Annotated in this window: 25 protein-coding genes, 1 pseudogene and 1 riboswitch; of the genes and pseudogenes, 18 read left to right on the top strand and 8 right to left on the bottom strand. The window is 59.3% G+C overall.

Annotation, left to right across the window (positions count from 1 at the left end; all coding sequences use genetic code 11):
• Positions 1 to 61 precede the first annotated feature (61 nt).
• Both AC3RLQ_RS13915 and AC3RLQ_RS13920 read right to left on the bottom strand, forming a co-directional pair.
• Positions 62 to 613, bottom strand: coding sequence for a peroxiredoxin family protein (locus AC3RLQ_RS13915; protein WP_493038015.1), 552 nt, complete (start codon positions 611 to 613; stop codon positions 62 to 64).
• Positions 614 to 633: 20 nt separating this feature from the next.
• The gene (locus AC3RLQ_RS13920; RefSeq protein WP_493038016.1) at positions 634 to 912 is read right to left on the bottom strand and encodes a DUF6132 family protein; all 279 of its coding nucleotides are present in this window, start codon (positions 910 to 912) and stop codon (positions 634 to 636) included.
• 152 nt (positions 913 to 1,064) lie between these two features.
• Between AC3RLQ_RS13920 and AC3RLQ_RS13925 the strand changes: the two genes are divergently transcribed.
• Together AC3RLQ_RS13925 and AC3RLQ_RS13930 are read left to right on the top strand one after the other, a co-directional pair.
• Positions 1,065 to 1,445, top strand: coding sequence for an ArsR/SmtB family transcription factor (locus tag AC3RLQ_RS13925; RefSeq protein ID WP_493038017.1), 381 nt, complete (start codon positions 1,065 to 1,067; stop codon positions 1,443 to 1,445).
• A 91-nt stretch (positions 1,446 to 1,536) separates the two neighbouring features.
• The gene (locus AC3RLQ_RS13930) at positions 1,537 to 2,214 is read left to right on the top strand and encodes a class I SAM-dependent methyltransferase (RefSeq protein WP_493038019.1); all 678 of its coding nucleotides are present in this window, start codon (positions 1,537 to 1,539) and stop codon (positions 2,212 to 2,214) included.
• Positions 2,215 to 2,218: 4 nt separating this feature from the next.
• Here the strand turns inward: AC3RLQ_RS13930 and trxA are convergent, their stop codons facing one another.
• Positions 2,219 to 2,677, bottom strand: coding sequence for a thioredoxin (gene trxA, locus AC3RLQ_RS13935; RefSeq protein ID WP_493038020.1), 459 nt, complete (start codon positions 2,675 to 2,677; stop codon positions 2,219 to 2,221).
• Positions 2,678 to 2,762: 85 nt separating this feature from the next.
• Between trxA and sqr the strand changes: the two genes are divergently transcribed.
• Genes sqr through AC3RLQ_RS13950 form a run of 3 tightly spaced genes read left to right on the top strand, consistent with a single transcriptional unit; the run spans position 2,763 to position 4,872 of the window.
• Positions 2,763 to 3,992: a type III sulfide quinone reductase, selenoprotein subtype gene (sqr, locus tag AC3RLQ_RS13940; RefSeq protein ID WP_493038022.1), complete on the top strand. Its 1,230-nt coding sequence runs from the start codon at positions 2,763 to 2,765 to the stop codon at positions 3,990 to 3,992.
• A gap of 21 nt (positions 3,993 to 4,013) precedes the next feature.
• Positions 4,014 to 4,325 (top strand): TusE/DsrC/DsvC family sulfur relay protein, encoded by a 312-nt coding sequence (locus tag AC3RLQ_RS13945; RefSeq protein WP_493038023.1) that lies wholly within the window; start codon positions 4,014 to 4,016, stop codon positions 4,323 to 4,325.
• 19 nt (positions 4,326 to 4,344) lie between these two features.
• Complete coding sequence (locus AC3RLQ_RS13950; RefSeq protein WP_493038025.1) at positions 4,345 to 4,872, top strand: DsrE/DsrF/DrsH-like family protein; 528 nt, start codon at positions 4,345 to 4,347, stop codon at positions 4,870 to 4,872.
• Here AC3RLQ_RS13950 and AC3RLQ_RS13955 read toward each other — a convergent pair whose 3' ends face one another.
• Positions 4,873 to 5,634: an ABC transporter ATP-binding protein gene (locus AC3RLQ_RS13955; protein ID WP_493038027.1), complete on the bottom strand. Its 762-nt coding sequence runs from the start codon at positions 5,632 to 5,634 to the stop codon at positions 4,873 to 4,875.
• An 83-nt stretch (positions 5,635 to 5,717) separates the two neighbouring features.
• On the opposite strand from AC3RLQ_RS13955, the gene AC3RLQ_RS13960 reads away from it, so the two are divergent.
• The 4 genes from AC3RLQ_RS13960 to AC3RLQ_RS13975 are packed head-to-tail and all read left to right on the top strand — an operon-like array spanning position 5,718 to position 9,788.
• Positions 5,718 to 6,491: a metallophosphoesterase family protein gene (locus AC3RLQ_RS13960; RefSeq protein ID WP_493038029.1), complete on the top strand. Its 774-nt coding sequence runs from the start codon at positions 5,718 to 5,720 to the stop codon at positions 6,489 to 6,491.
• Positions 6,492 to 6,502: 11 nt separating this feature from the next.
• Positions 6,503 to 8,107, top strand: coding sequence for a hypothetical protein (locus AC3RLQ_RS13965; RefSeq protein ID WP_493038031.1), 1,605 nt, complete (start codon positions 6,503 to 6,505; stop codon positions 8,105 to 8,107).
• The gene (locus tag AC3RLQ_RS13970; protein ID WP_493038033.1) at positions 8,107 to 9,201 is read left to right on the top strand and encodes a helix-hairpin-helix domain-containing protein; all 1,095 of its coding nucleotides are present in this window, start codon (positions 8,107 to 8,109) and stop codon (positions 9,199 to 9,201) included. Before AC3RLQ_RS13965 ends, AC3RLQ_RS13970 begins: the two co-directional genes overlap by 1 nt.
• A 14-nt stretch (positions 9,202 to 9,215) precedes the next feature.
• Entirely contained in the window at positions 9,216 to 9,788 is a 573-nt protein-coding gene (locus AC3RLQ_RS13975; protein ID WP_493038035.1) for a hypothetical protein, read from the top strand.
• A 21-nt stretch (positions 9,789 to 9,809) separates the two neighbouring features.
• Here AC3RLQ_RS13975 and AC3RLQ_RS13980 read toward each other — a convergent pair whose 3' ends face one another.
• The 3 genes from AC3RLQ_RS13980 to AC3RLQ_RS13990 form a co-directional block, all read right to left on the bottom strand.
• Positions 9,810 to 10,625, bottom strand: coding sequence for a superoxide dismutase (locus AC3RLQ_RS13980; RefSeq protein ID WP_493038037.1), 816 nt, complete (start codon positions 10,623 to 10,625; stop codon positions 9,810 to 9,812).
• Positions 10,626 to 10,697: 72 nt separating this feature from the next.
• Positions 10,698 to 11,882: a serine hydrolase domain-containing protein gene (locus tag AC3RLQ_RS13985; protein ID WP_493038039.1), complete on the bottom strand. Its 1,185-nt coding sequence runs from the start codon at positions 11,880 to 11,882 to the stop codon at positions 10,698 to 10,700.
• Between the two features lie 29 nt (positions 11,883 to 11,911).
• Positions 11,912 to 13,276 carry a vanadium-dependent haloperoxidase gene (locus tag AC3RLQ_RS13990; RefSeq protein WP_493038041.1) on the bottom strand — a complete coding sequence of 455 codons (1,365 nt, stop codon included), beginning with the start codon at positions 13,274 to 13,276 and terminating at the stop codon, positions 11,912 to 11,914.
• A 464-nt stretch (positions 13,277 to 13,740) separates the two neighbouring features.
• Positions 13,741 to 13,852: riboswitch (TPP riboswitch) on the top strand.
• A 58-nt stretch (positions 13,853 to 13,910) separates the two neighbouring features.
• Between AC3RLQ_RS13990 and thiC the strand changes: the two genes are divergently transcribed.
• From thiC to AC3RLQ_RS14005, 3 genes are read left to right on the top strand one after another with little or no spacing between them, the layout of a single operon-like run.
• The gene (gene thiC / locus AC3RLQ_RS13995) at positions 13,911 to 15,875 is read left to right on the top strand and encodes a phosphomethylpyrimidine synthase ThiC (RefSeq protein WP_493038043.1); all 1,965 of its coding nucleotides are present in this window, start codon (positions 13,911 to 13,913) and stop codon (positions 15,873 to 15,875) included.
• Positions 15,876 to 15,892: 17 nt separating this feature from the next.
• Positions 15,893 to 17,110: a GmrSD restriction endonuclease domain-containing protein gene (locus AC3RLQ_RS14000; RefSeq protein WP_493038045.1), complete on the top strand. Its 1,218-nt coding sequence runs from the start codon at positions 15,893 to 15,895 to the stop codon at positions 17,108 to 17,110.
• Between the two features lie 23 nt (positions 17,111 to 17,133).
• Positions 17,134 to 17,754 carry a HEPN domain-containing protein gene (locus AC3RLQ_RS14005; protein ID WP_493038047.1) on the top strand — a complete coding sequence of 207 codons (621 nt, stop codon included), beginning with the start codon at positions 17,134 to 17,136 and terminating at the stop codon, positions 17,752 to 17,754.
• A gap of 134 nt (positions 17,755 to 17,888) precedes the next feature.
• On the opposite strand, the gene AC3RLQ_RS14010 is transcribed toward AC3RLQ_RS14005, so the two are convergent.
• On the bottom strand, positions 17,889 to 19,991 hold the full coding sequence (locus AC3RLQ_RS14010) for a helix-turn-helix domain-containing protein (RefSeq protein WP_493038049.1): 2,103 nt from the start codon (positions 19,989 to 19,991) through the stop codon (positions 17,889 to 17,891).
• A gap of 644 nt (positions 19,992 to 20,635) precedes the next feature.
• Here AC3RLQ_RS14010 and AC3RLQ_RS14015 point away from each other — a divergent pair.
• The 6 genes and pseudogenes from AC3RLQ_RS14015 to AC3RLQ_RS14040 form a co-directional block, all read left to right on the top strand.
• Positions 20,636 to 21,463, top strand: a pseudogene (locus AC3RLQ_RS14015) (PDDEXK nuclease domain-containing protein); the annotation flags it as partial.
• 51 nt (positions 21,464 to 21,514) lie between these two features.
• Positions 21,515 to 21,778, top strand: a complete 264-nt coding sequence (locus tag AC3RLQ_RS14020) for a GIY-YIG nuclease family protein (protein ID WP_493038051.1) — start codon at positions 21,515 to 21,517, stop codon at positions 21,776 to 21,778.
• Positions 21,775 to 22,086, top strand: coding sequence for a PDDEXK nuclease domain-containing protein (locus tag AC3RLQ_RS14025; RefSeq protein WP_493038053.1), 312 nt, complete (start codon positions 21,775 to 21,777; stop codon positions 22,084 to 22,086). The genes AC3RLQ_RS14020 and AC3RLQ_RS14025 overlap by 4 nt, the downstream gene beginning before the upstream one ends.
• A 582-nt stretch (positions 22,087 to 22,668) precedes the next feature.
• Positions 22,669 to 23,274: a TetR/AcrR family transcriptional regulator gene (locus AC3RLQ_RS14030; protein ID WP_493038055.1), complete on the top strand. Its 606-nt coding sequence runs from the start codon at positions 22,669 to 22,671 to the stop codon at positions 23,272 to 23,274.
• 36 nt (positions 23,275 to 23,310) lie between these two features.
• Positions 23,311 to 24,600 carry a nucleotide disphospho-sugar-binding domain-containing protein gene (locus AC3RLQ_RS14035; RefSeq protein WP_493038057.1) on the top strand — a complete coding sequence of 430 codons (1,290 nt, stop codon included), beginning with the start codon at positions 23,311 to 23,313 and terminating at the stop codon, positions 24,598 to 24,600.
• A gap of 39 nt (positions 24,601 to 24,639) precedes the next feature.
• The gene (locus AC3RLQ_RS14040; protein ID WP_493038059.1) at positions 24,640 to 25,389 is read left to right on the top strand and encodes a hypothetical protein; all 750 of its coding nucleotides are present in this window, start codon (positions 24,640 to 24,642) and stop codon (positions 25,387 to 25,389) included.
• Positions 25,390 to 25,443: the final 54 nt, after the last annotated feature.

Here is a 25,443-nt window from a genome sequence, read left to right on the forward strand (position 1 = left end):
GGAATGAAGAGAAAGGGACTGAAGGAAGGGTGATAGTTTGCAGGGGTGTGCGGGTGCTCGTTTACAGCGCGGGCTTGATGGCAGCTTCAAAACCGGCCAGGCTCGCGCCGCCCTTGATGTTCCCCGCCAGCCTGCCATCCCGACCGATGATGAAGGTGGTCGGGATCGACGAGATGCCACCATACGCCTCGGCGGTTTGCTGATCGCCCATGACGAGCGGGTAATGGATGCCCGACTTCGTGGCAAAGGACTGCACGCCGACGGCCCCGCCTTCATCCAGCGAAACGCCGATGACCACCACACCTTGATCGGCATACTTGTCATGCAGCGCAACGAGGTCGGGGATTTCTCTCCGGCATGGTGGGCACCAGGTGGCCCAGAAGTTGAGCACGACGACTTTGCCTTTGAAGTCGGAGAGTTTGACTGTCTTGCCATCAAGCCCCGGCAGAGCCCAATCGGGAGCTGCGGATTCGCCACCCGCTCGGCTGCTCATGGGGATGATGTCTCGTGGCCGGGAGAGGCCGCAACCACCCGAGGTACTATTGCAGAAAGCCCAGCCCGCGAATGCGGTGCCGACGGCGAGGAGGAGGACGGTGACTTTGTCGAGTTTCATAGGAATGTGATGAATGAAATTTATTGAGGGCGTGTGGAGTCTTTCGGGGCGGACTCGGCGGCCGGCGCGAGTGCCGGACGGCTGCCCTGTTTTTCTGCGGCTGCGTTGCGGGCGTTCGAGCTGAACGAGAAGAGCAGCCCAAGCACGCCGCCGTAGATCGCTCCCCGCCACCATGTGGAGGTGAGCGGGCAGGTGCCGGAGGTGCATTGACCGAAGTAGCCGAGGGTGGCCCCGAGTGAGGCACCGATGACCACGGCGAGGAGAACAGGCCAGCAGGCTTGAAGCAGGGAAGATTTCATGAGGATGGAGGGTGGGTTTGAATGGCCGCCGCCCGGCGAGAAGGTCGCCCACGGAGGGACGATGATTCCACCATTGCAGAGCGGGAGCGTTGGGGTTACGATTTACATGAGTACATAACCGCATAGTTATTCCATTATATTTATCAATTCTCATGGCACGCCCCAAAATATCCCCTGCCTCGCTCTCGCCCGAGGCGCTCGAACTGATCGCCGCCAGGTTCAAGCTGCTCGCCGAGCCGATGCGGCTGCGTCTTCTCCAGGCCCTTTATGAGGGTGAGCGCAACGTCACGCAGCTCGTGGAAGCCAGCGGAGCCACGCAGGCCAATGTCTCCAAGCACCTCGGCCGGCTTTGCGATGCGGGCATCCTCCACCGCCGCAAGGACGGGCTGCACGTTTTCTACGCCATCGCCGACAGCATGGTCTTCGACCTCTGCACCCTCGTTTGCTCGCGCCTCCAAAAGGACCTCGAACGCAAGGTCACGCACTTTCAGACAAAGCCGGCAGCCCAGGAGCTGAAGATTCGATCCCGATAAGCAAACGGGGCCGGGCGTTGAAAGCGCGTTCGTTCTCCGGCATAGATCCATTTAACACCACAACCACGCAATCCCCCCTCCATCTGCCCCCATGCGCCCCATCTTCCCACTCCTCCTTCTATTTGTTGCCCACGCCTTTGCCCAGGAACAAAGTGTCAAATCCGGCATCAACGACAAGTTCCTCGATCCCAAGCTCAAGGTCGGGGAGTGGACGCAGAAGTTTGAAACCGAGAGCCGCGAGATTTATCATCAGCGGGAGAAGATCGCCGCTGCAGTCGGCTTGAAGCCTGGCATGGCCATGACGGACATCGGCGCGGGCACGGGGCTCTTCACGCTGCCGTTTTCACAGGCGGTCGGGGAAAGTGGCAAAGTGTATGCGGTCGATATCGCGAAGAACTTCCTCGAACACATCCAGGCCCGCGCCAACAAGGCCCATGCGGCGAATGTGCAGACCATCCAGTGCACGGGGCGCAGCGTCGAGCTCCCGGAGGCCAGCGTCGATCTCGCGTTCATCTGCGATGTGTATCACCACTTCGAGTTCCCGCAGGCCAGCCTCGCCACGTTGCACAAGGCGCTGCGGCCCGGCGGCGTGCTGGTGCTGATCGACTTTAAACGGATCCCCGGCGAAAGCAGCGACTTCGTCATGGGCCACGTGCGCGCCGGACAGGAAGTCTTCGAGGCCGAGATCACCGCCGCCGGCTTTGAAAAGATCGACGAGGTGAAAGACGTGCTGAAGGAGAACTACTTCGTGAAGTTTCGGCGGAAGTGAGACTTCACTGGCTCCGCATCCACGCCAGCAGACGCTCCGCCGGTTGAAAGCCGGTGGTTTGTGAGACCAGCCTGCCGTCTTTGATCAGCGCAAAGGCGGGAATGCCCTGAACGCGGAACTGGCCGGCGATGTCCTGCCGCTCGTCGGTGTTCACTTTGACGAGGATCGCCGCGCCTGCGGCCTTGGCGGCGGCTTTGGCAAACTCCGGAGCCATCATCTGGCAGGGGCCGCACCAGGGGGCCCAGAAATCAACGACGACGGGCAGCGTAGTTTGCGTGATGAGGGCGGCGAAGTCGGACGCACTGGTGATTTCGACGGGGACGGCCACATGGGGCAGTTCCGCCTTGCAGGTGCCGCAGCGGCCCTGCTGTGCGGCTTTGGCGTAGGCGATGCGGTTGGCAGTGCCGCAGGCGGGACAGGGCAGGATGATGCCGCGCTCATCGGCGGTCAGGTGAGAGTTCATGAATGACAAAAATGAGTTGGGATTAATTATTGTATATACGCATACACGCATATAGACGTACTGCAACTCAACCTTCCAATTCTCCATGAGCAAGCATCTTCTCATTCTCGGCGGCGGCACTGCGGGCACGATCATGGCCAACAACCTGCGCAGGCGGCTGCCTGCCTCTGAATGGAGCATGACGGTGGTGGACCGCTCGGACAGGCATCTCTACCAGCCGGGACTGCTCTTTCTGCCCTTCGGCAAGTATGAGGAGAGCGAGATCATCCGCAAGACCCGCGACTTCATCCCGGAAGGGGTCGAGTTCATGCAGGCGGAGGTGGATCAAATCATTCCCGAAGACCATGCCGTCACGATCAAGGACGGGCGCACGCTGAAATACGATCTGCTGATCGTCGCCACCGGCTGTCGCACGGCACCGGAGGAGACGGCAGGCATGCTCGGACCCAAGTGGCGGGTGAACGTGCACGATTTCTACACGCTGGATGGCTCACGCGCTCTGCGCGAGAAGCTCAAAACCTTCACCGGCGGGCGTGTGGTGGTGCACATCAATGAGATGCCGATCAAGTGCCCCGTGGCACCGCTGGAGTTCACCTTCCTGGCCGACACGTTCTTCCGCGAGAAGGGCATGCGTGACAAAGTCACGCTGACCTACGTCACCCCGCTGTCCGGGGCGTTCACCAAACCGAAAGCATCGAAAAAACTGGGGCATCTGCTCGGAGACAAAGGCATCGAACTCGTGACCGATTTCGTGGCGGAGAAGGTGGATCAGGAAAACAACAAGCTGGTGTGCTTTGACGGCCGCGAGGTGCCCTATGACCTGCTCGTCACCACACCGACGAACATGGGGGATGAGGCCGTGCGCCGCTCCGCCCTGGGGGATGACCTGGACTTCATCGCCACGCAAAAGCACACGTTGCAGTCCGTCGAGTACAAGGACGTCTTTATCATCGGCGATGCGACGAACCTGCCCGCGTCCAAGGCGGGCTCCGTGGCCCATTTTGAAAGCGAGACTCTGGCGGACAACATTCTGCTGCACATCGCGGGCAAACCGCTCAAGGAGGAGTTCGACGGACACTCCAACTGCTTCATCGAATCCGGCAACGGCAAGGCGCTGCTGATCGACTTCAACTACGAGTACGAGCCGCACGAAGGGCCGTTTCCCTTCGCCTTCGGCCCCATGCGACTGCTGGAAGAAAGCCGCGTGAACCACTGGGGCAAGCTGGCCTTCCGCCACATCTACTGGAATGTCCTGCTTCGCGGCTGGCCGCTGCCGGGCATCAGCCGGCAGAAAAAGAAGCCAGCCGAAGCGTAATGATCAACCACACCAACCATCATGAAAAAGACCATCGCAGGAACTGAAATCGACGTGAACGAGGAAGGCTACCTCACCGACGCCTCCCAGTGGAACGAAGCCATCGCTGCAGCCATCGCCACGGAGGAAGGAATTGGCGCGCTGACGGATGCCCACATGAAGGTGGTGCGCTACCTGCGCGAGCAGCAGGCCAAAGGCGCGGCCCTGACCATCCGCAGCATGGGCAAAAGCGGCGTGGTGACGACGAAGGAACTCTACGATCTCTTCCCCGGCGGCCCGCTGAAAAAGTCCGCCAAGATTGCCGGCATTCCCAAACCCGTTGGCTGCATTTAATTCCCCACCTTTTCCGACCATGAGCACCCCAGACGACAAACAACCCGTGAAAAAAATGTCCATCATCGTGAGCAAAGGCTCGTTGGATGGCATCTACCCCGCGCTGATCATGGCCAACGGCGCCCGCATGGAAGGCATTGAGGCTTCGCTGTTTTTCACCTTCTTCGGTCTGAACGCGCTGGCCAATAAAACGCTGGATCACCTGAAGGTCTCCACCGTGGGCAATGCCGCGCTGAACATGGCCATGCCCATGCTCGGCCTGCCGATGACCCTGCCGTTTCCCACGGTGATGGGTGCCATCCCCGGCGTGTCCGCCTTTGCCACACACCTGATGAACAAGGAGATGGAGAAGCTCGACATCCCGCCGGTACGGGAATTTCTGGAACTCATCTCCGACTCCGGCGGCAAGATCTTCGCCTGCAAACTGGCGATGGACATGTTCAAGCTGAAGAAGGAAGACCTGATGGACCGCGTGGACGGCGTGCTGACCGTGGGTCAGTTCTACGAGGAGTCCGCCGGCGCGGGGACGCACATTCTTTTCACCTGATCACCACTGCAGGGTGGACACGTCCACCCGTGTGGCGTTGCGGCTTTCCTTGACGATGTGCCCGTCGGAGAGGTGCAGCACGCGGTCGGCCATGGCGGCCATGGCGGCGTTGTGGGTGATGACGACGGTCAGTGTGCCGAGCTCCCGATTGATGCGCTCGATGGCCTCCAGCACGGTGATGCCGGTGGTCACGTCGAGGGCGCCGGTGGGTTCGTCACACAGCAGCACCTCGGGTTTCTTGGCAATGGCACGGGCAATGGCCACGCGCTGCTGCTCGCCGCCACTGAGCTGGGATGGGAAATGATCCAGGCGATGGCTCAGGCCCACCCGGTCCAGCGCATCCTCCGGCTTCATCGGGTCCGGGGCGATGTCGGTGATGAGGGCCACGTTTTCGCGGGCGGTGAGGCTGGGGATGAGGTTGTAAAATTGAAACACGAAGCCCACGCAGTTGCGGCGGAACTGTGTCAGCGTGCGCTCGCCGCCGCCGGAGAGGTCCCAGCCTTTGTAGCGCAGGGTGCCGGTGGTGGGGATGTCCAGCCCGCCGAGAATGTTCAGCAGGGTGGACTTGCCGCTGCCAGACGCGCCCAGCAGCACCACCAGCTCACCGGGGTGGAAATCAAGATCGACCCCCTGGAGCGCCACCACATTGAGATCTCCGGTGTGGTACACTTTGCGCAGCCCACGGGCCGCAAAGATGGGCTTAACGCCCTCAACATACGACTGGCCGGGATTCTTGGTGCTGGACTGCGAGGCGGGTGGCATTCCCACACTTTGCATGGCGAAAGGGATTGTGCCAACACGATGATCGGTGGTTGCGTCCGGCGCTCATCGCGCAAGATTAACTGATGCCCATTTTGGTCAGCGACGACACCCCAGACATTCACACGACGAGGGTCAAACTCCCTTCACGTGAACGCAGCAGCGGACGTACTCTGGTCATTGGCGACATCCACGGCTGCTCGACCGCGTTTGACCTCATGCTGCAGGAGTTGTCCCCCCAGAGCGAAGACACCATCGTCACCCTGGGCGATTACGTGGACCGCGGTCCGGACACCCGCGGCGTGCTGGACCGTCTGCTGGAGCTGGAAAAAAGTGTTCAGCTCGTTCCGCTGCTCGGCAATCATGAGATCCTCATGCTCGATGCGCGCAGCCAGCTGATTGATCCCGGCTCCTGGTATGGTGTCGGCGGCAGGCAGACCATGCAGTCCTACGGAGTCATGGACCTCCCGGACTGGAACGCCATCCAGCAGGAGCACTGGGACTTTCTGAGCCAGCGCCTGCGCCGCTGGCACACGAATGACACGCATATCTTTGCCCATGCGAATGTGAACGCCATGCTGCCCATGGAGGATCAAAGCGACGACTGGCTGTTCTGGCGGCGCTTTGATGATTCCCACCCGCATTTCTCGGGCAAGACGCTGGTCTGCGGCCACACCGCCCAGAAGAGCGGACTGCCCCTCATTCTGTCGGGCCGCATCTGCCTCGACACCTGGGCCTATGGGGAGGGCTGGCTCACTTCGCTGGATACCGGCACGCAAACCCTGCTGCAGACCAATCAGCGTGGCGAGGCACGTCGTTACAGCTTCAACGAGGTGCGCATGCTCACCGAAAAAGCGTGACCTCCCCCGCCATGACTCGCGCGCGCTGGATCATCTCTGCTGCCACCCTCTTCGCGCTCTGGTTGGTCGGTGCGCTGGTGTGCCTGCCGCACCTGCAGCGGGGTCTGGAAACGGCCGCGCAGGAGGCGCTCTCGCAGCAGCCCGCCCTGAGCAAGCGCCTTGGCAGACTGCACCTGGAGTTCGACGGCCAAAAGGCCCGCCTCACCGGCAGCGTGCGCACCCCGGAGGACCGCAGCCTGATCGAAACCACCGTGCGCGATCAGGTGCGCCTGCCCGCACCGCTTTCCTTCGGCCTCGGGCGTTCCCTCAATCCGGTCGGTGGTCTGCAGAGCGAGGTCGAGGTCATTCCCAGCCCTCCCGGCTGGATTTTGCTGGCTGCCGACGGAGCGCACGCGCGACTGCTGGGCACCACCGCCAACGCCTTTGAAGCACGCGACCTCGCACGCAGCGTGCAGGAGGCCTGGAGCCTCCGGGGCGGCGTGAGCGAAGGCATGCCGGGCACCGATGCTGAGAACCACGATGAAGCCGCCAGCGTCTCCACCACCCTGCGCACCGTACCGGCCCCGCAGTCCAGTGCGCAGGCTTATCTGGCCCGCATCGGCCAGTCATGGAAGGAGCTGAACCTGGGCAAATCTGACGCCGAACTGCTCACTGAAGCGCTCGCGCTGGGTGTCAGCGAGGACGAATGGCAGCAGCAGGTGCGCCCTGCATTGAAAGAGCTGCGCGCCACCCAGCAGCAGCAGCACCTCGCCCAGGCGCAAAGCGAGCGCCTGGCCAGATTGCCGCCGGGTTACCTCTTCATCGCGGTGCGTGATCAGCAGATCATCCTACGTGGCGAAGTCGGCAGTGCCGCCATGAAGGAGGAGATTCTCGAAGACGCCCTGTCCACCTTCGCCCCGCGCCGGCTTCATGATGAAATCCGCGTCAGTGAGGAGCGCCGCCCCAGCGGTGATTTTGGCCCCATCACCACCGCCCTGCTGCCGCAGGATGGCAAGGCGGGTGGCAAATCCTGTTTTCTCAGCTTCAGCGGCGAGGCCTGGAAACCCGTGGACTGGCAGATCGCCCCTCGCGAGCAGTCATGGAAGAACGATCTGCCGAGCGGGCTTGATGCCCGGCTGCTGCAAAATGACAGCGCATCACTCAGCGACTGGCTGCAAGGAGACGACTCCCATTCGCCGGCTCCCGCCCAGCCCCGAGACCCGGCATTCATCGCCCTCACCCTGTTCGGCACGAAGGCCTTCGTCTCAGGGCAGGTCGCCGAAGAGGCGGTGCGCGCCCAGCTCATCGCCGCCGTACGCATGGCCTACGGTGCGCAGTACATCGTCTTCAGTGACGGGGTGCATGTGAGCGGCGACTGCGAGCCCTCCGGCAGCATTTTGCACACGCTCAAAAGCCTGCCGCCACCACCCGCCGCCGGCAGCGCCGGGATGTTTGCCCTCGCCAAGCCGGGCAGCACCTGGACGCTCATTCCCGTGACGCGCGAACTCGTCGAGGCGGGCGGTCTGGCGCATTCCGGCCGCATTCCCGCAGGTATTCCCGCGGCTGTTGTTGAAGATCTCGCTGCCGAGTCGATCGAGCAGCTTCGCATGCACCTGACGCTCCCTGCCCCCCACTGATGTCCTCCCTCCTCTGGCTGCTGCTCTACCTCGCACCGCTGCTCGGCCTTACCGCCGCTCTGTTTGCGTGGTTCGGCTGGCAGTGGCGTGGCAGTGACATGCAGAAGCGCATCGATGAACTGGCCGCGCAGATTGAAACAGCGCAAGCAGCCCTGCGCCAGGCTGAAACCGACCGCGCCACCGCCCTGGCCGCCAGCGCAGCCCCAGCACCGCAAGACCCGGCAGTTGCAGCCGAGATCCAGTCTCTGCGCAGCGATTTGAAATCCGCCCAAAGCGAAGCACGCCTGCGCCAGGATCAGGCCGCCAAGGCCAACGAAGCCGCACAGTCGCTCGAAACGGAAATGACCCGGCTTCTGGCGGATCTCGAGCACCTGCGTGCAGCGCACACCTCCGCACAAACGGAACTCGAAAACCTGCGCCGTCCTGCTCCGGTCGCTGTCGAAACGGCTGAAGCTCCTGCTCCTGCTCCTGCTCCTGCTCCTGCTTCTGCTTCTGCTTCTGCTCCCGCTCCCGCTCCCGCTGTAGTCGAGACGGCAGAAGCCCCCGCCAAGCCCAAGCGCAAACGCGCCACTCCGGCGAAGCCCAAGGCCACCACCTCCACGCTGCATGAAAAAATCACCGCTCTCGAAAGCCAGCTCAGCACGCATCAGACGGGCCTCGCCACACTGACGCAGGAGCGCGATGACTGGCTGCGCCGTATCTCCCAACTCGAAGGGCAGACACCGGCCGATCCCGCCGGACTGGGGCTCGCCCGCCGCAGTTTGGCCGACAGCGAGAAGCGTCTGGCCACCGCGACGGCAGAGATCGAAAGGCTGCGAATTCAAACGCAGGTGCTTCGCCGTGTGGAGGAGGGGGAATCAGCCCTCTTAACCGTGCCGGATGACGATCTCACGCAGATCAAGGGCATCAAAAAGGTCATCAGCGAGCAGCTTCGCGCCCACGGCATCCGCACCTGGCGGCAGATCGCGCAGTGGAATGAGGACGAGCAGCGCGCCTTCAGCGAACTCCTGGCCTTTAAAAACCGCGCCACCCGTGAGCAATGGCAGCAGCAGGCCCGTGCGCTGCATGAAGCCGCCCACGGCCCGCTGTCCTGATTTTCCCTCACCGCATGTTCCCCGTTTCGCGCCTCTGCTTATTGCTGCTCGCACTCGCCCTGACCTGCTGCGTCAGCCCTGGCACACCCGCTACACGCCAGGAAAGAGCCCGGCAGCTCAGCCACGATCTCCAGCAGCTGTCCCCGACGGTGAGCGCACGCGAGGCCGACCGGCTGGCCACCACGGCGATCGAGGAATCCGCCAAACTCTCCGCGGACTTCAAACCCTTCGCCCACCCGTGGATGAACAACGGCCTCGTCAACACCGGCCTGCGCAAACGCGGCCTGTGCTACCAGTGGCGGGATGATTTGTTCCCTTTCCTCTTCCGCCTCAATCTCAAGACGCTGGAGCTGCACCTCACATCCTCCAAGCGCGACACCTGGCAGGAGCACCACGGCATCATCGTCACCGCGAAGGGCCAGCGTTTTGAAGACGGCCTCGTGATCGATCCCTGGCGCCATGGCGGCCGCCTTTGGTGGGGCCTGCGAAAGAATGACAAAGGCCACCCCTGGGTGCCGCTGCCGCGCGAGCTCACCCCCATGGTGCTGCGCCCGCTGCTGATGCCCGACCTTTATCCCCCGCGCTGAGGAGCGGTCAGCCTCCGCCTGTCACACCCGCGCCCTGGATGCGGCCACGGTGTAGGAACGCAACACAGAACTCCAGTTCACCACATTCCACCACGCCTCGATGTATTTTCTGCGGTCGTTCCGATACTTCAAATAGTAGGAGTGCTCCCAGAGATCCAGGCACAGAATGAACCTGCCCTGCTCCTCCGGCTTCACAAAGTCGGTCATGAGCGGATTGTCCTCATTCTTCATGGTGGTGATGACCAGCCTGCCATCCGGGCGGTACACCAGGAAAGCCCAGCCGGAGCCGAAGTGCTTCATGGCGGCCTCGGTGAAGGCGGTCTTGAATTCATGGATGCCGCCAAATTCGCTGACAATGGCTTCCGCCACCCTGCCCTCCGGTCCTGCCGGCCCTGAGCCTGCCGGTGCCAGAAAACGCCAGAAGGCGGTATGATTGATGTGCGCCCCGCCATACTGCCGGAGAGCACGCTGGCCTTCAGGTGACAGAGTTGCAGGTGGGCCGCCCATCCGCACCACCGTTTTGCGTGGGTTGATCGGCAGCACCAGACGGGGGATGTTGGGCATCAGGGCTGAGACATTGCCCACCTTCAGATTGAGCGGCTGCAGTGTCTCCGTGAGCTTTTCGAGAATGTCACCGTGATGCCTGCTGTAGTGCAGCTTCAAGGTCGCCGCATCGAGGTGCGGCTCCAGGGCGTCAAAATCAAACGCCAGCGGTTCCTGATGCATGGGTACGCCCAGCGGGGCGATCACCTGCTCCTCAGCGGCTAAAAAGGCCCCGGTCACGGCGGCAAAGCCGGTCGAAACAAAGGCGCGGCGGGTGACGGTTGATTTTCTCATTCGATATTTTCGAGATTACTTGATCCTCAACCGTTTGAGCAAGCAAGAACCTCGCCTAATACCGCAAAGAGTTTAAGGTTTATTTTTCTTTGTTGTCGGTGGTGCCGCTACTTGGATACCGGCAGCCTTCATCACCAGCTTTTGAAATTCATCCTTAGGCTTGCCGCTGTCTGGCACCAGCACGTTCTGCACCAGATACACGGTGACGATCTTGCTCTGCGGATCGATGCAGCCATTCGTGGCAAAGGCGCCGCCGTGGCCAAAGCTGCCCACGGGCATCTGCGAGTTCACGCGCTGCGTTGCCGTGTTCACCTGCCAGCCGCAGGCGTAGTTGAGCTGCTTGCCGCCCGCAGTCACCGGGGTGGTCATGTCCTTCACGGATTTCTCACTGATGATGCGCACGCCGTCGAGCTCGCCGCCGTTGGCGATCATCGCGTAAAAGCGCCCCATGTCCGCCGCAGTGGAGAAGAGGCCGCCGGCTGGCTCCGTCATGTGCGTGACGCTGGCGTCGCTGGTGACGAAGGGATTGTAACCGGGCACAAGCTCATGACTTTCGTCATCCATCTTGTAGGTACGGGCGATGCGTGCGCGGTGGGCGTCATCCGGGTTGAACATCGTGTCCTTCATGCCCAGCGGCGCGAAAATCTTCGCCTGCAAAAACGCATCGTACTTCATGCCCGAAGCGAGCTCAATGATGCGCCCGGCCACGGTGGGTCCGAAGCCGTACTCGTAGGCGCTGCCCGGTTGAAACGCGAGCGGGGTCTTGAGCAATGAGGCCACGTAGGCCTTCAAAGAGATGGCTCCATCCGATGGCGCACGGCGTGGAAAGGCGATGCCCGCAGTGTGGCTGAGCAGCATGCGCAGCGTGATGGGTTTCTCCGGTGCGCTGCCGTCGGCCAGCTTCACTTTGGCGAGTTCCGGCAGCCACTTGGACGCGGGCTCATCGAGCGAGAGCTTGCCTTCATCCACCAGCACCATCACGGCGGTGGCGTTGATGGATTTAGTCATGGAGGCGATCCAGAACAGCGCGTCTTTTTCCATCGCGCGGCCTTTGCCGATGTCGGCCATGCCGGCGGCATCGAAGTGGACGACCTTCCCCTTTTCCATCACCAGCGTGACGATGCCTGCGGCCTGATTGGCTTTGACGGCGGCCTCCATGGCGGGATGGATGGCGGCCAGCTTCGCTTCATCGAGCGCTGGCAGCAGCGCGGGAAACAGCAGGAGGGCGGAAAAAACGGAACATGCGATGCGGTTCATCGCAAATCAACGCACCAGCGGCGCTGGATCTAGCGGCGTCTGCGCGCACCCAGCAGAAACAAGCCGCCGCACACCAGCAGCACAGCTCCGGCGGGCTCGGGCACGACGGTGAAGTTGTTGGCCAGGATGTAGTTCGCCACGTTGTATCCGAGGATCTGCCCGTCGGCCACGGACGTCTGAAACTGCGTGCCGCCATAGACGCCCGCCATCGCCGCTTCGTTCGCCGCCTGGCTGAAGCTGGTGAAGTTGCGCGTCAGGTCGATGTTCCCGTCTCCATTGATGTCGCTGCCCAGACTGAAGGCGACATTGTCGCCGAGGTAGGAGGCCAGCACGACGGCGGCGGCTTCACTGATCGTGGCTCCCAGCGAGACGTATTCCGGCAATGATGGGGAATTGATCAGGGGAGCCCAAAACGAATCCACCACGGTGCTGGCGTTGCCATCGATGTCGCCGTTGGCGATGGCCGTTTCCGGACGCCAGAACTGCGTGTCGTAGCTTGTGGTCATGGCGGCGGTGCTCGCATCGGCGATGGCCACATTCAGGGTGGCCAGCAGGCGTGCTGTATCGGCGGTGCTCAGGCCAGCCGTGGCGGCGGCGGTTTGGGCGATCTGATTCCACATGCCCGACATCTTCACCGTGCCGTCTCCGGCCGCCCAGAAGTAGGCCTGATTCGTCTGATCCGAGGTGCGCGTGGAGCTGAAGTTTGACCCCAGATCCTTCACCTGGGCGTAATCCGCCGCATACTGGCTGGACTGCAAATACGAGGTGACCGAGCCGCCCGGCAGCGTGGTCATGTAACCGCCCACGCCCGGGATGGCAAAGGTGCCCACACTGCCCCAGCCCGGCAGCAAAGCGCCGGCGGAGGAGGTCTGCTGCCAGTAGCCGATGGTGCCCACGGGTGTGTACGGGGTGGTGGAGGCATCCGCCGAGCCATCGGCCGAACGCGCGCTCAGAAAGTTGTTGGCGATGGTGACGCCCCACGCGATGCCGTCGGTCTTGGCCTGGCTGTTGGCGATGCCGCTGAGCTGGCTGTTGTAAAGGGAGTTGGCCTCCGTGCTCGATCCCGAATAGAGATACTGCATCACGGTGTTGGCCGCCGCGATCATCGCCGCCTGGGAATCCGCACCTGCGGGTGCGCTGCCAATGGCGGGGGCGGGGTAAGAGCCGTAGCCGTAGGTGTTGTAGGTGCCTGCAATGCTCTGATCCGCATTGTACATGGACGCCGCCAGAATGGCCAGATCATGCGCCACCAGCGGGTCCGCATTGCCCGTCATCGAAGTCAGCGCCAGCGCATTCCAGTCCGAGACGATGTCCGCCCGCACCGCCGGAGCTGCGGTCAGCAGCAGGGCGGCACTCGCGAAAAGGCCGGAAAAATGGGGTGGAAAACGCAACATCGACTGATAAAACATCTAAGTTTACAATAATTACCATAGTAAACAACGAGTTTCTAAGGTTTTCCGGGACCTCTGCTTACCCCCTGCCGCATTCTCAACGCCCCAAGGACGACGCACCTTTTTGAGCGCCTGAGGAAGCCAACGACCCGAAATCACGGACCCGCACAGCGGTTCCCTACCACCCCGAAGCGCCGCGCCAGATGGTAGGGACGCGTTGTGCGCGTCCGTAGATTCTTTCGTCCCAGCGCCCCCTGCCACCCCACCGCTCTCCCCCTTTTCCAATACTCCCGCCTCTCCACCTTTCCGTCCCCAAGTCCCCCTCCTTTTTGCGTCTTTTTGCCCCTCTCCTGTCCTTCGTAGCTCAAAGAGCGAAGAACGGATTGCGGCCATCCCCCCTCCCCATCCCCCCATCAACTCCCCGCCCACTTCCCCTTGACCTTCGCCCTCCCAGCCGCACCATAACCGCGTCACGACAGGGGCGTCCCACCGCAGGGACTGAGATGGATCTTCCTCGATCCGAACCCTCCGAACCTGATGCGGGTCATGCCGCCGAAGGGAGTTCGCTCGGAGGTTCATCTCAGTTCCGGCTATTCAGCCGCCCCAACCAAGAACAAAGAACCAAGAACTTTCCTCCATGATCGCCGCCCAAGAATCCTTCGAGCCCCATTCCTCCGAGCAACTCCCCGCCTCCACCCGCGTCTATGTGCAGGGCCAGATCCACCCGGATGTGCAGGTGCCCATGCGCGAGATCACCCTCTCCCCCACCAAGGATTTCAACGGCCGCATCATCCAGAATGAACCCGTGCGCGTCTATGACACCTCGGGCCCCTGGGGCGACCCCGCCTACAAAGGCACCGTGGAAGAAGGCCTGCCGGGCCTGCGCAAGCAGTGGATCCTCGCCCGCAATGACGTGGAAGCCTACGACGGCCGCGCCATCGAGCCGCGCGACAACGGCTACCTCACCGCCAACCACGCCGAATACGCCGCCGCCAAGCGCGAAGGCATCCTCAGTCCCCTGAAGGCCCCCATCAATGCCCAGCGCCAGCCCTTGAAGGCCAAGGCGGGCAAAGTGGTGACGCAGCTCGCCTACGCGCGTGCCGGCATCATCACCCCGGAGATGGAGTTCATCGCCATCCGCGAAAACATGAAGCGCGCCAAAATCGCCGACTTCACCAGCGACATCGTCCGCAACGACCTCGACAAGCAGCACGTGGGCTCCTCCCAGGTGCAGAGCGAGTACACCCCAGGCATTTTCAAGCGCTTCCCGCAGCGCATCCCGAATGAGATCACGCCCGAGTTTGTGCGCAGCGAAGTCGCCGCCGGACGCGCCATCATTCCCGCCAACATCAACCACCCTGAGCTGGAGCCGATGATCATCGGCCGCAATTTCCTGGTGAAGATCAATGCCAACATCGGCAACAGCGCCGTGGCCTCCAGCATCGAGGAAGAGGTGGAAAAAATGCGCTGGGCCACCAAGTGGGGCGGCGACACCGTCATGGACCTTTCCACCGGCAAGAACATCCACGCCACGCGCGAGTGGATCCTGCGCAACAGCCCCGTGCCCATCGGCACCGTGCCGATCTATCAGGCCCTGGAAAAAGTGAACGGCAAGGCCGAGGACCTCACCTGGGAGCTCTTCCGCGACACGCTCATCGAGCAGGCGGAGCAGGGCGTCGATTACTTCACCATCCACGCCGGCGTGCTCCTGCGCTTTGTGCCCATGACGGCCTCCCGCATGACCGGCATCGTCTCCCGTGGCGGCAGCATCATGGCCAAGTGGTGCCTGGCTCACCACAAGGAAAACTTCCTCTACACCCACTGGGACGACATCTGCGACATCATGGCCGCCTACGATGTGAGCTTCTCCATCGGCGACGGCCTCCGCCCTGGCTCCATTGCCGATGCGAATGACAAGGCGCAGTTTGGCGAACTCGAAGTGCAGGGCGAGCTGACCACCCGCGCCTGGGCCAAGGGCGTGCAGGTCATGAACGAAGGCCCCGGCCACGTGCCCATGCACATGATCGAGGAAAACATGGCCAAGCAGCTCGAGTGGTGCCACGAGGCCCCCTTCTACACCCTCGGGCCCCTCACCACCGACATCGCCCCCGGCTACGACCACATCACCAGCGGCATCGGCGCCGCCATGATCGGCTGGTACGGCTGCGCCATGCTCTGCTACGTCACGCCTAAGGAACACCTCGGCCTGCCCAACAAGGAAGACGTCAAAGTCGGCGTCATCACCTATAAACTCGCCGCCCACGCCGCCGACCTCGCCAAAGGCCACCCCGGTGCCCAGTATCGCGACAACGCCCTCAGCAAAGCCCGCTTCGAGTTCCGCTGGGAAGATCAGTTCAATCTCTCCCTCGACCCCGTCACCGCCCGCTCCTTCCACGACGAAACCCTCCCCCAGGACGGCGCCAAATCCGCCCACTTCTGCAGCATGTGCGGCCCGCACTTCTGCAGCATGAAGATCACCGAAGACGTCCGCAAGTACGCGGCGGAGCAGGCGATCTCCGAGGAGGAAGCCCTCGCCAAGGGCATGGCGGAGAAGAGCAAGGAGTTCGTGGAGAGTGGCGCTGAGGTTTACGCGAAGGCTTAATATCTATAATCACCCACATGAAAAAACACCCCTCAAAGGCCGCCCATCAAAAGAAACCGCCTTCTCAGCTGGAGTTTTTCGATTCTTTTGAGGACGATTTGGAAGCAAACGAAGAAGTTCTCGAGGATATTGAATCTGATGCAACCTCCGGACTTGTCGTGTACTCCAGAGATTGGACAATTGCGACCATCGTCAGCCAGATTGAGCAAGGCAACATCGACCTGAATCCGAAGTTTCAAAGACGAAATGCGTGGGACGATTCACGCCGGAGTAAACTTATCGAATCATTAATCGTGGGGCTTCCCGTTCCTGAAATAGTCCTGGCCGAAGACCCCAGAAAGAAGAAATCGTTCATCGTGATCGATGGCAAACAACGTCTTCTTACGATCGCTGGCTTTCTTGACCCTACGATTGGATATTGGAAAAAATCTGAATTGAAGGGCCTAAAACTTCGCTCGGATCTGAATGGTGTAACTGGCGATCAAATAAAAGATGATGCAAAATACAAAGATGAAGAGCGTGAGTTCATGAACGCAGATGTAAGATGCGCAGTAATCTCGAACTTTAAGTCTGATGATGCGCTCTATGACATCTTTTACCGTTTAAACACCGGCTCTGTACCATTGAGTACCCAGGAGTTGCGGCAAGTCTTGCACAAAGGACAGTTTGCAGATCATCTCATTACTATAACAAACACAGTTCAGCCCATTCATTCGGTCCTCGGTTTGGCAGGCCCAGACACGCGATTAAAAGATGTCGAGATTGTACTTCGATTTATTGGCATAGTCCTATTCGGCAATCTTTACCGAGGAAACCTGAAAAAGTTCCTTGACGATGTAATGATGCAAGTAACCGATAACTGGTCCACCATGAAGGTCAAAGTAGATGAAGTTTATGCCGAACTAAGCCACGCTATAAACAATCTTGAAACCCTTTTGGGCAAGCAGTACGTTGGACGCAAGTTCGTTGATGGCTCATGGGAGTCCCGATTCAATCGTGTGCTGTTTGAAGTTGAGGCATATTACCTGAGACTTGTACCAAAAAGCAGTTTGGCTGGTGGCAAATCAAAGTTCGTTAAAGGGCTGAAAAGCCTGTTTGAAAATGCCGACTTCCGCTCATCTGTCGAGTCTACAACCAAAACCAATGACCGGTATGAATTACGGTTCAAAAGGATGCGTGACTTGGTTAACTCGTCGTTCGGAACAACAATCAAGTCCATACCGATCAAAGAGTAATCAAACAATCCTCTGGAGCGCTAATGGCCGCCAAAATCGATCTTCTTTATACTGGCTTGGTCGATTACCTCGCCAAGTTGGAGACAAAATTTGTCACAATTCACCTCCCCCCCGATCCATCAGCCACACCCGACACATACGAACTGGACGTGCGCGCTTACTGCGTTTTGGCGCACGGCGCATTTGAGGATTTTGTAGAGCGCGTAGTTTCGCACGTAGTGAATCAGGCTTACGATGCTTGGTTAACTAAACGCCAGATTAACAATGTGCTTCTTCTGCTGTTAGCTTGGAGCGGACAGAAGCTTAAAATAGACGATGATAATACGCATAGCGAAACAACCTGCTTTGATTATTTGAAGCCGATTTTAGAAGAATCGAAAGATGCTTTCGCTCGAGCGATTCATAACAATCATGGAGTTTCAAAACTCTATCTGCGCGAGCTGCTTACACCTGCCTCGATCACTCTCAGCGATAATCCCAACTGGCAGAACGCCCTTGGAAAACTTGCGGAAAATCGAGGCGAATACGCTCATAAAGGTACAATTAAGGTAGTAATGTCACCAGAAGACGCAAAAAAGCATGTTAACGACGTTCTCGCCCTCTGTAATGACATCCGAGAGAAAGCGAAAAAGAACATCTTTTAAATATGCATCGAAAGTTCGCCAACAAAGGTGTATAGTTTAAGAGGAGGCTTTTGGAGCCAGACTTCTGCCTGAGCGTTTATGGGTTCCCCTTGACGTGATCAGAATGTGATTTCGTTGCAGACAACGAGTTAAAATCACTCGTCGTCTTTATATGCCGAGGTCCTTCTCAATGGATTCACAACTATCTGTTCCCATATCGAAGCAACCTGCAACTCCACCTTTCCTGAAGTAGAAATAGCTGCCTCGTTATTTTCGAAATGCCCCTGAAAAATTGCTGAAACGTCAACCCTATAGCCTGCCCCACCACCGTATCGCTGCTCACATTCGGTCCACATGTCTGTCGCCTGATCGAGATAAGGGCTAAACATAGTGCGGCCCGCAAGAGCAACCCGGGTTAAAAAATCTTTTCTCCATTCCTCGATATCATCTTTCAAATTTTCGAGGAACTGCGCCACATCACCTAAGTGCGAAAAATTATCTTTCAGCCCCTCAATCGCTTCATCGATACGCACAAATGTGTCTCGAGTCCGCAGATTCAAATCAATGCGGACGCCCTGTCCGAGAATGTGCGCCACCGGAAAGTTTTCCCAATTACCCTGACGATTAACTGAAGCCGCTATTGAATTCTGGTGCGTCTTCTTTGCTTCTGTAACAAGTGTCATATGTGCCGGCCGAACTACGTTCGATAGTTTACGAAACCTTTCAGCAACCTTGCCTATCGTATCCGCTATGGTCCGGCGGGCCTCACGAGTCTTTACCGCATCCGCATTGGTGACCAAGTTGTCTGCCGCAGCCACATGGCGAGTGATACGTTCTACTTTAGCGGCTCGGATGGCCTCAATGCGTGAGGTTAGCCAGTTCCAAACGTTTTCGGGCTCGTCCGAGCCAACCTGAAAGAAGTTGACCGGTATACTTGGCAGACCATCGGTCGCAAATTGCTGCTCAATCTGAGCTTCCCTGACGGCGTATCCTTCAGCAGCGTTTGCAGGGGGTTCTCCAGAATCGTTTACAATCTTAAGCGCCTCGTCTTCGCGTGGGAGGACTAGGAGACAAAGGCGCTCCGCCGCAATAGCATCCGACCCAGAATCAACCGTTTCTCGTATAATGGAGAGCGGCACACCTCCTGGAGCATCGGAGAATTTGCAGCAGAGCACAGTGACAGTTCGGCTATCCTCGATTTGCGCCATCAAATCTGGCCTTTGGGTGGTTCCCTCGACGCCCTTTGTGTCGATAACACTGATTAAGAAGGGCGTCTCCCTCAAGGCTTCCAACGGTAAAAGTACAGTAATACGCTGGGGTACAGAGAATCGCGGGTGCTGACCGTAATTGATTTTGCTAATATTTGAAGACAGCCACTCCATGCTTCCTTCGGTATCCCGCGACAAGATCAACTGCGTCTCGGTCCGGCTTTCGAGTTTCAACCTCGCCATAACCTCACCAATAACAGCATCGACATCTCCAAATTCATCGATCAACTTTTTGAGGTTGTCGACCGTCGTCGGCTTTTCAGATGGTTTCTTGCTGGGTACGCTGACACGACGCAGATCTGCCATGCTACGTATGACACGTTCGAGTTCGCTGGGAAGTCCGTTTTTTCCGAATTTCAGCCCGTTAACAAGATCAGAAACAAGGCGTCTGATCTGATCCTCCGTTAAGGACTCGACCGCAATACCAAAGGCGGGGGCAATTTTTATTGCGACCTCGCAAACGGTGGTTCGACCGCTTCCAGTAGGAAATATACTTCTAGTCTTCTCGTTATTTTTGGTAATCAGGTTGGTAACAAAAGAAAGAGCTGTTGTTTTTCCGACGCCGATTTCCCCAACAAACGAAATGCCATGCTCCTTCTGCCGAATGAAATCCACTTCAGAGATAATTCGGTTGCGCAATTTCGTCAGAGGATCTTGTAGTATTGGCTCGAACTGCTCACTTTTTTCAAAATGCTCTAACGTCTGTAGTGCACGCTCGGCATCCCACATGATTGCCCGGTCAGGATGGAGAAAATCTGGTCGTTCCAAATGCCTCCAGTGATCGGAGTAAAAACGAATAATATCGTCAGCAAGCTTTGATTTAAGCGCACTTAGATAGCGTTCCGCCATCTTTGCGTCGGCTTGTACTGAGGCCTCGAGCCTCGAGAGAACACTCGCGTTTATTCCAAGTTCAAGCGCCAAGCTTGCTTGGCTTATTTTTGATTTTTCGCGCGCAAAACGAAGAAGGTGAGTAGGGACTTGGCCATTCATGATTTAATTGGGTCGTTGTTAGGTTATTTATTGCACTGTTTTACTCGACTGTAAACTCAATTATGCTGAGTTTTGTTGTTTGAGCATGCAATAATGCTGTTTTTTAATCTCAAAATAATGCAATCATGCAACTTATGGACTGATTTATAACATCTGGGGACAGTTTCCCGTTTAGCGCCGTAATGTCTCTTCCGGGCTTTGGCTGAAAATTGGGGCGACTAGCGAGCAAGCAATCTTGAAACCTAGTATTAAGAGTCTCATCACAAAGACTGCGACTTTTCGAAGTGCTCTTACATACGCCCCATGCAACAGCGTTCCCTCTCCCCCATGAACCTCCGCTTCCTCACCCTGACCAGCCTTCTCACCGCCTCCTACTTCGCTGCGGATGCGCCGAAGCTGCCTTCCGTTGCCGTTGCCAAAGAGAAGCAGATGAGCGGCGAGCTTCGCAAGCCCGCGGGGCCGACGGCGAAGAAGAAGGAGCTGCTCTTTTCCGATGACTTTGAACGGGTGGAGCTGGGCAAGAACAAGGGCTGGGCCATTGGGGGGCGACGTTTTCGCTGGAGAATGGCACGTGGACTCTCTCCGCACTGCGGAGACAATTCACCTTTCCCGAAGCCGCCTGACCGCGCTACTCTGACGGAGCCATGCCCGCCAAGCCCAAGCCTCGCACGCTCGCTCCCAAACCCGCCGCCCCTGCCGCGCCGCTGCTTGCGGATCTGCGCGATCTCATCCTCACGGCCCGCGAAGCCGTTGCCCGGACCGTCAACGCAGGTCTGACACTCCTCTATTGGGAGATCGGCACTCGCATTCGCCGGGACATCCTCCAAGAGAAACGGGCTGATTATGGTGAGCAGATTTTGTCCGCACTGAGTGCAAAATTAGAAGCGGAGTTCGGCCGTGGGTTTGGTGAGCGGAACCTGGCGCGGATGGTGAAGTTTGCAGAGGCTTTCCCCGATCCGAACATTTTGACCGCACTGCGGACAAAATTGGGTTGGACCCATTTTCGTCGCATCATCTACCTCGACGACCCGCTTCAACGCGACTTCTACGCCGAGATGTGCCGCATGGAAAACTGGAGCACGCGCACGCTGGAGCAGAAGATCAAGAGCATGCTCTACGAGCGCACCGCGCTCTCCAAGAAGCCCGACAAGCTCATCAAGCAGGAACTCGCCGCCCTGCGCAGCGAGGACAAGCTCACGCCCGACCTCGTCTTTCGCGATCCCTACATCCTCGACTTCCTCGGGCTGAAGGACACCTATGCCGAGAAGGACGTGGAGGCGGCGATCTTGCGTGAGGTGGAGAGCTTCATCCTCGAACTCGGCATCGGCTTTGCCTTCCTGGAGCGGCAGAAGCGGATGCAGATTGATGCCAAGGACTACTACCTCGATCTTTTGTTCTACCATCGGAAACTCAAACGGCTGGTGGCGATTGAGTTTCACCCCGTGAGATACTCCCAACGCGAGCTTTGCCTGCTAGCGATGGCCGCATAATCTCATGGGGGGACCTCCTGAGAGACAAGCATCATGAACGCATTCCATTACGTCTATGTTCTTCGCAGCACGGCCGACCGTCAGTTCTACGTCGGATACACGAGCGACCTGCGTCGGCGATTCAAAGAACACAACTCTGGGGCTGTTCCTTCAACAGCCAGACGTGTGCCTTTGGAACTCGTTTATTATGAGGCATGCCGAAGTCGCGCTGATGCGACGCGACGCGAAAAATATTTGAAAACCGCTTGGGGTAAACGGTACATCAAATCGCGGCTCGCTGATTATCTCACGGGGTGAAGCTCGGCGACTTCGAGGCGGCGGACAAAGGGCAGATGGAGCTGTATCTCGGCTGGCTGAAATGCCACGCCGTCGAGCCCGGCGAAGAAGCACCGCTGGGAATGATCCTCTGCGCGGGCAAGAACGATGAGCACGTCGAGCTGCTCGAACTCGCCAGCAGCGGAATCCACGTGGCGACTTACTGGACCCAACTGCTGCCGAAGAAGCAGCTCGAACAAAAGCTCCACCAAGCCGTCGTCCGCGCCCGGCAGCGACTCACTTTGAGTGATGACAAAGCTGGGAAGAAGACGGCCCGCAAGGCTCAATAAGCTGAGAAACCGCCGCGTTGCGTCTCCTCGTTGGAGACTGTGTTCATGGGTTCAAAATCCGTTTTGAATCCCTTTTGAACCCGTGAACCTAAACCCCGGAGCACGGAGCTGCCTCGCTTCGCTGCCCCTGAGTCAATCCCTACCCTCGAAGTAGGACTCAGGTTCATCTCAGGTTCACAGGGGGTCAGGTTCAGGTTCACAGGGGCTTTGGCGAGAGGTTCGGCAAGGTGGGAGGCTGCCCGCCGGGGCAGGTGGCGGTGGCTGCGGTGGGTTCAGAGGATCATTTCAGGATCACCCGTTGGGTCTGGGCTCAGGCTCACAGGCTCACTACCTATATATAGGTAGTGAGCCTGTGAGCCTGAGCCCCTGAGAGGCTCATGAGCCTGGTTTGAGCCTCATTTGAGCCTGAGCCTGGCTCATCACGTGCCCGGCAACGTCCGGCCCGTCCTTTTCGACAATGCGCGGCCATGGCGATGCATCTCCCACAGCCTGAAAGGAGCCGGAACACGAGCTCCTATTTTCATGTTAGTCACACTAAAATAAATATTTGACGCCGTTTTATTTCATGTTACTCACATTAACATGAAAAAGAAAACCGCCGCAAAACCTCCCCGTGACTACCAGCAGACGGCCCGTGCCGAGGCGGCGGAGGCCAGCACCCGTCGAATTATTGAGGCTTTCCTCAAGCGCGCTGAAACGGAGTGGTTCGACAAGATCAAGCTCGATGACATTGCTGCCGATGCAGGGGTGACCGTGCAGACCGTGGTGCGCAAGTTTGGCAGCAAGATGGGCCTTTTGGATGTGGCGCACAAACACATGGGCGAGTCGGTCGCCGTGCGCCGCGTGGTGATCCCCGGCGATTTGAACAGCGCCATTGATGCCCTGACGCGGGACTATGAAGATGTGGGTCCGCTGGTCCTGCGGCTGCTGGATCAGGAGCAGATGCATCCGGTCCTCAAGCCCACGCTGGATGTGGGACGGCAGGGACACCGCGACTGGCTGAAAGAGACTTTTGCTGAACGACTGAAGACGCTGACGCCCGCACGCCGCGAGGCCACGTTGGATGCTCTCGTCGTCGCTGCGGACATCTACGTCTGGAAGCTGGTACGCCTCGACATGGGGCGTCCCATCCCTGCCTACCAGCAGATCGTCCGGCAGATGATTCTCGCCGCCCTCGAGCCGCGATAGACGCCATCCACTCAAACCTGCAACACCACCCATCGCATGAGCACCGAACCCAAAAACATCCTGTTCACCACCTGGGAGGGCGGCGGCAATCTGCCGCCCGTCATCACCGTCGCCCGCAAACTGCACAAACGTGGTCACCGCGTCCGATTGATGAGCGACGAGGCCAGCCGCGAAGACGCTGCGGCTGCAGGGATCGCCTTTCACGCGTGGCAGACCGCGCCAAACCGGGCTGACAAGACACCGGCGAGCTGTCCGCTGCGCGACTGGGAAGCCGCCAGTCCACAGGAGGGCATCGGCCTCGCGCTGGACAAGATCCTGTTTGGTCCATCGCTCGATTACGCCCGTGACCTCGCCGCCGTGCTGGATCGCGAACCGGCGGATCTGGTGGTGACCAGCGACATGCTGCCTGGCATCCTCGCCGCGTGCGAGAGCCGGGGCCAGCCGGTGGCCATCCTCTCCGCCAATCTGTGCCTGTATCCCTTGGAAGGAATGCCCACATTCGGTCCTGGACTGCCGCCCCCACGCACGGCTGAAGAAGAGGCCCTGCACGCACAGATTCGCCAGGGCACGCTCGCGATGCTGGACGCCCACCTTGGCGCCCTGAACGACACCCGTGTCGCGCTGGGACTCAGTCCGATTGAAACCGTGCTGGAGCAGTTGGAAGTCGCGACGCGCTTTCTCCTGGCTTCGAGCCGCTCGTTCGATTTTCCCGTGGAAGAACTGCCGCAAAAGATTCGCTACATCGGCCCGCAGCTCGATGAGCCCGCCTGGGCAAAGCCATGGCGCTCGCCATGGCCGGAGAGCGATCCCCGCCCCCTCATCGCCGCATGCTTCAGCACCACCTATCAGGCCCACGAAGGCGTGCTGCAAAAAGTGATCGATGCCGCGGCGGAGCTTCCGGTGCGCGTGCTGGTGACGCTCGGGCAGGTGGCACCCGAGTCCGTGCGTCCGGCGGAAAACACCGTGGTCGTACCGAGTGCGCCCCACAATGCCGTCATGCAGCAGGCGGCGGTGGTCGTCACCCACGGCGGTCACGGCACGGTGATGCGTGCCCTGAGCCATCATCGCCCGATGCTCGTCATTCCGCATGGTCGTGATCAGGATGAAAATGCCGTGCGCGTCGTCGAGCACGGCGCGGGACTGCGAATGAGCGCCAGCAGCAGCAGCGAGGAAATCCGCACCGCCTTGAATCGCTTGATCACCCAGCCCGCATTCACCGAAGCCGCCCGCCGTCTGGGCACGGCCATCGCTGTGGAATCTGAAAGAATTGACGCGATCGCAGAGCTTGAGTCTCTGGCAGAGCAGGCTGCCTGCTGCGCTTGTTAACTTTCCCATGCATCCCTCGTCTCATCACCTCCCCTTTCCATGAATACCTTGTCATTCACCAAGCCCCATCATAGCCGTCTGTTTTACTCGGCGGCTTCCCTCGCCCTGCTGGTGCTGACCGTTGTCGGCTTCCGTCTGTTTTACCTGAACATGGAGGCCTTCCCCGAGCGACCGTTGACGCCGCCCATCCGCACGCTCCTCATCGTGCATGCCGTGCTGATGACCGCCTGGATGCTGCTGTCCGTGGTGCAGCCGCTGCTCGTTGCCTCCGGCCGCAAGCGCGTCCACATGACGCTCGGTCTGTTCGGCACAGCCCTGGCCGCCGCCATCGTCGTCACCGGCTGTCTCGTCGCCGTGAATGCCGCACGGGTGAATCCACCGGACCTGAAGGTGTTTGGCCTCACGCCCAAGGAGTTTTTGACCGTGCCTTTGAGCAGCATCGTCGCGTTTGGTGCCTTCGTGCTGGTAGGCATCAGGTATCGCCGGCGTCCCGAAGTGCATCGTCCGATGATGTTCATGGCGTCCCTGTCCATTGTTTCCGCAGCATTGGGCCGCATGCCCGCACTCAACGGCTGGTACGCGGGCACGTGGATGGAAGAATGCTTCAGCGCATTCCTCACCACCCTGCTGCTGGGGGCGATCCTGTTTGGCATCAAATGCATGCTGGAAAGCCGCATCGACCGCTGGTTTGCCGGTGCCTTTGGAGCTCACGCTGTCGTTTGTGTGGCGTCAGCGCTCATCGCGAAGACAGATGCCTGGGTTCAGTTCGCCACCATCCTCATGCAGTAAAGGAACGGGATCAGGGGGCAACATTCTGACAAACCATCGAGGAAGCTGCGTTTC

Source organism: Prosthecobacter sp. GW821-HT29F12, assembly GCF_058803405.1.

Excerpts from the sequence above, each read along its gene's own strand:
- AC3RLQ_RS13960 (WP_493038029.1), top strand. The coding sequence starts at position 5,718 with ATGCCCATTTTGGTCAGCGACGACACCCCAGACATTCACACGACGAGG.
- trxA (WP_493038020.1), bottom strand. The coding sequence starts at position 2,677 with ATGAACTCTCACCTGACCGCCGATGAGCGCGGCATCATCCTGCCCTGT.
- AC3RLQ_RS13970 (WP_493038033.1), top strand. The coding sequence starts at position 8,107 with ATGTCCTCCCTCCTCTGGCTGCTGCTCTACCTCGCACCGCTGCTCGGC.
- AC3RLQ_RS14005 (WP_493038047.1), top strand. The coding sequence starts at position 17,134 with ATGGCCGCCAAAATCGATCTTCTTTATACTGGCTTGGTCGATTACCTC.
- AC3RLQ_RS13965 (WP_493038031.1), top strand. The coding sequence starts at position 6,503 with ATGACTCGCGCGCGCTGGATCATCTCTGCTGCCACCCTCTTCGCGCTC.
- AC3RLQ_RS13975 (WP_493038035.1), top strand. The coding sequence starts at position 9,216 with ATGTTCCCCGTTTCGCGCCTCTGCTTATTGCTGCTCGCACTCGCCCTG.
- AC3RLQ_RS14040 (WP_493038059.1), top strand. The coding sequence starts at position 24,640 with ATGAATACCTTGTCATTCACCAAGCCCCATCATAGCCGTCTGTTTTAC.
- AC3RLQ_RS14010 (WP_493038049.1), bottom strand. The coding sequence starts at position 19,991 with ATGAATGGCCAAGTCCCTACTCACCTTCTTCGTTTTGCGCGCGAAAAA.
- AC3RLQ_RS13920 (WP_493038016.1), bottom strand. The coding sequence starts at position 912 with ATGAAATCTTCCCTGCTTCAAGCCTGCTGGCCTGTTCTCCTCGCCGTG.
- sqr (WP_493038022.1), top strand. The coding sequence starts at position 2,763 with ATGAGCAAGCATCTTCTCATTCTCGGCGGCGGCACTGCGGGCACGATC.
- AC3RLQ_RS14020 (WP_493038051.1), top strand. The coding sequence starts at position 21,515 with ATGAACGCATTCCATTACGTCTATGTTCTTCGCAGCACGGCCGACCGT.
- AC3RLQ_RS13945 (WP_493038023.1), top strand. The coding sequence starts at position 4,014 with ATGAAAAAGACCATCGCAGGAACTGAAATCGACGTGAACGAGGAAGGC.
- AC3RLQ_RS14035 (WP_493038057.1), top strand. The coding sequence starts at position 23,311 with ATGAGCACCGAACCCAAAAACATCCTGTTCACCACCTGGGAGGGCGGC.
- AC3RLQ_RS13925 (WP_493038017.1), top strand. The coding sequence starts at position 1,065 with ATGGCACGCCCCAAAATATCCCCTGCCTCGCTCTCGCCCGAGGCGCTC.
- AC3RLQ_RS14000 (WP_493038045.1), top strand. The coding sequence starts at position 15,893 with ATGAAAAAACACCCCTCAAAGGCCGCCCATCAAAAGAAACCGCCTTCT.
- AC3RLQ_RS13955 (WP_493038027.1), bottom strand. The coding sequence starts at position 5,634 with ATGCCACCCGCCTCGCAGTCCAGCACCAAGAATCCCGGCCAGTCGTAT.
- AC3RLQ_RS13950 (WP_493038025.1), top strand. The coding sequence starts at position 4,345 with ATGAGCACCCCAGACGACAAACAACCCGTGAAAAAAATGTCCATCATC.
- AC3RLQ_RS13915 (WP_493038015.1), bottom strand. The coding sequence starts at position 613 with ATGAAACTCGACAAAGTCACCGTCCTCCTCCTCGCCGTCGGCACCGCA.
- AC3RLQ_RS14030 (WP_493038055.1), top strand. The coding sequence starts at position 22,669 with ATGAAAAAGAAAACCGCCGCAAAACCTCCCCGTGACTACCAGCAGACG.
- AC3RLQ_RS13930 (WP_493038019.1), top strand. The coding sequence starts at position 1,537 with ATGCGCCCCATCTTCCCACTCCTCCTTCTATTTGTTGCCCACGCCTTT.
- thiC (WP_493038043.1), top strand. The coding sequence starts at position 13,911 with ATGATCGCCGCCCAAGAATCCTTCGAGCCCCATTCCTCCGAGCAACTC.
- AC3RLQ_RS13985 (WP_493038039.1), bottom strand. The coding sequence starts at position 11,882 with ATGAACCGCATCGCATGTTCCGTTTTTTCCGCCCTCCTGCTGTTTCCC.
- AC3RLQ_RS13980 (WP_493038037.1), bottom strand. The coding sequence starts at position 10,625 with ATGAGAAAATCAACCGTCACCCGCCGCGCCTTTGTTTCGACCGGCTTT.
- AC3RLQ_RS13990 (WP_493038041.1), bottom strand. The coding sequence starts at position 13,276 with ATGTTGCGTTTTCCACCCCATTTTTCCGGCCTTTTCGCGAGTGCCGCC.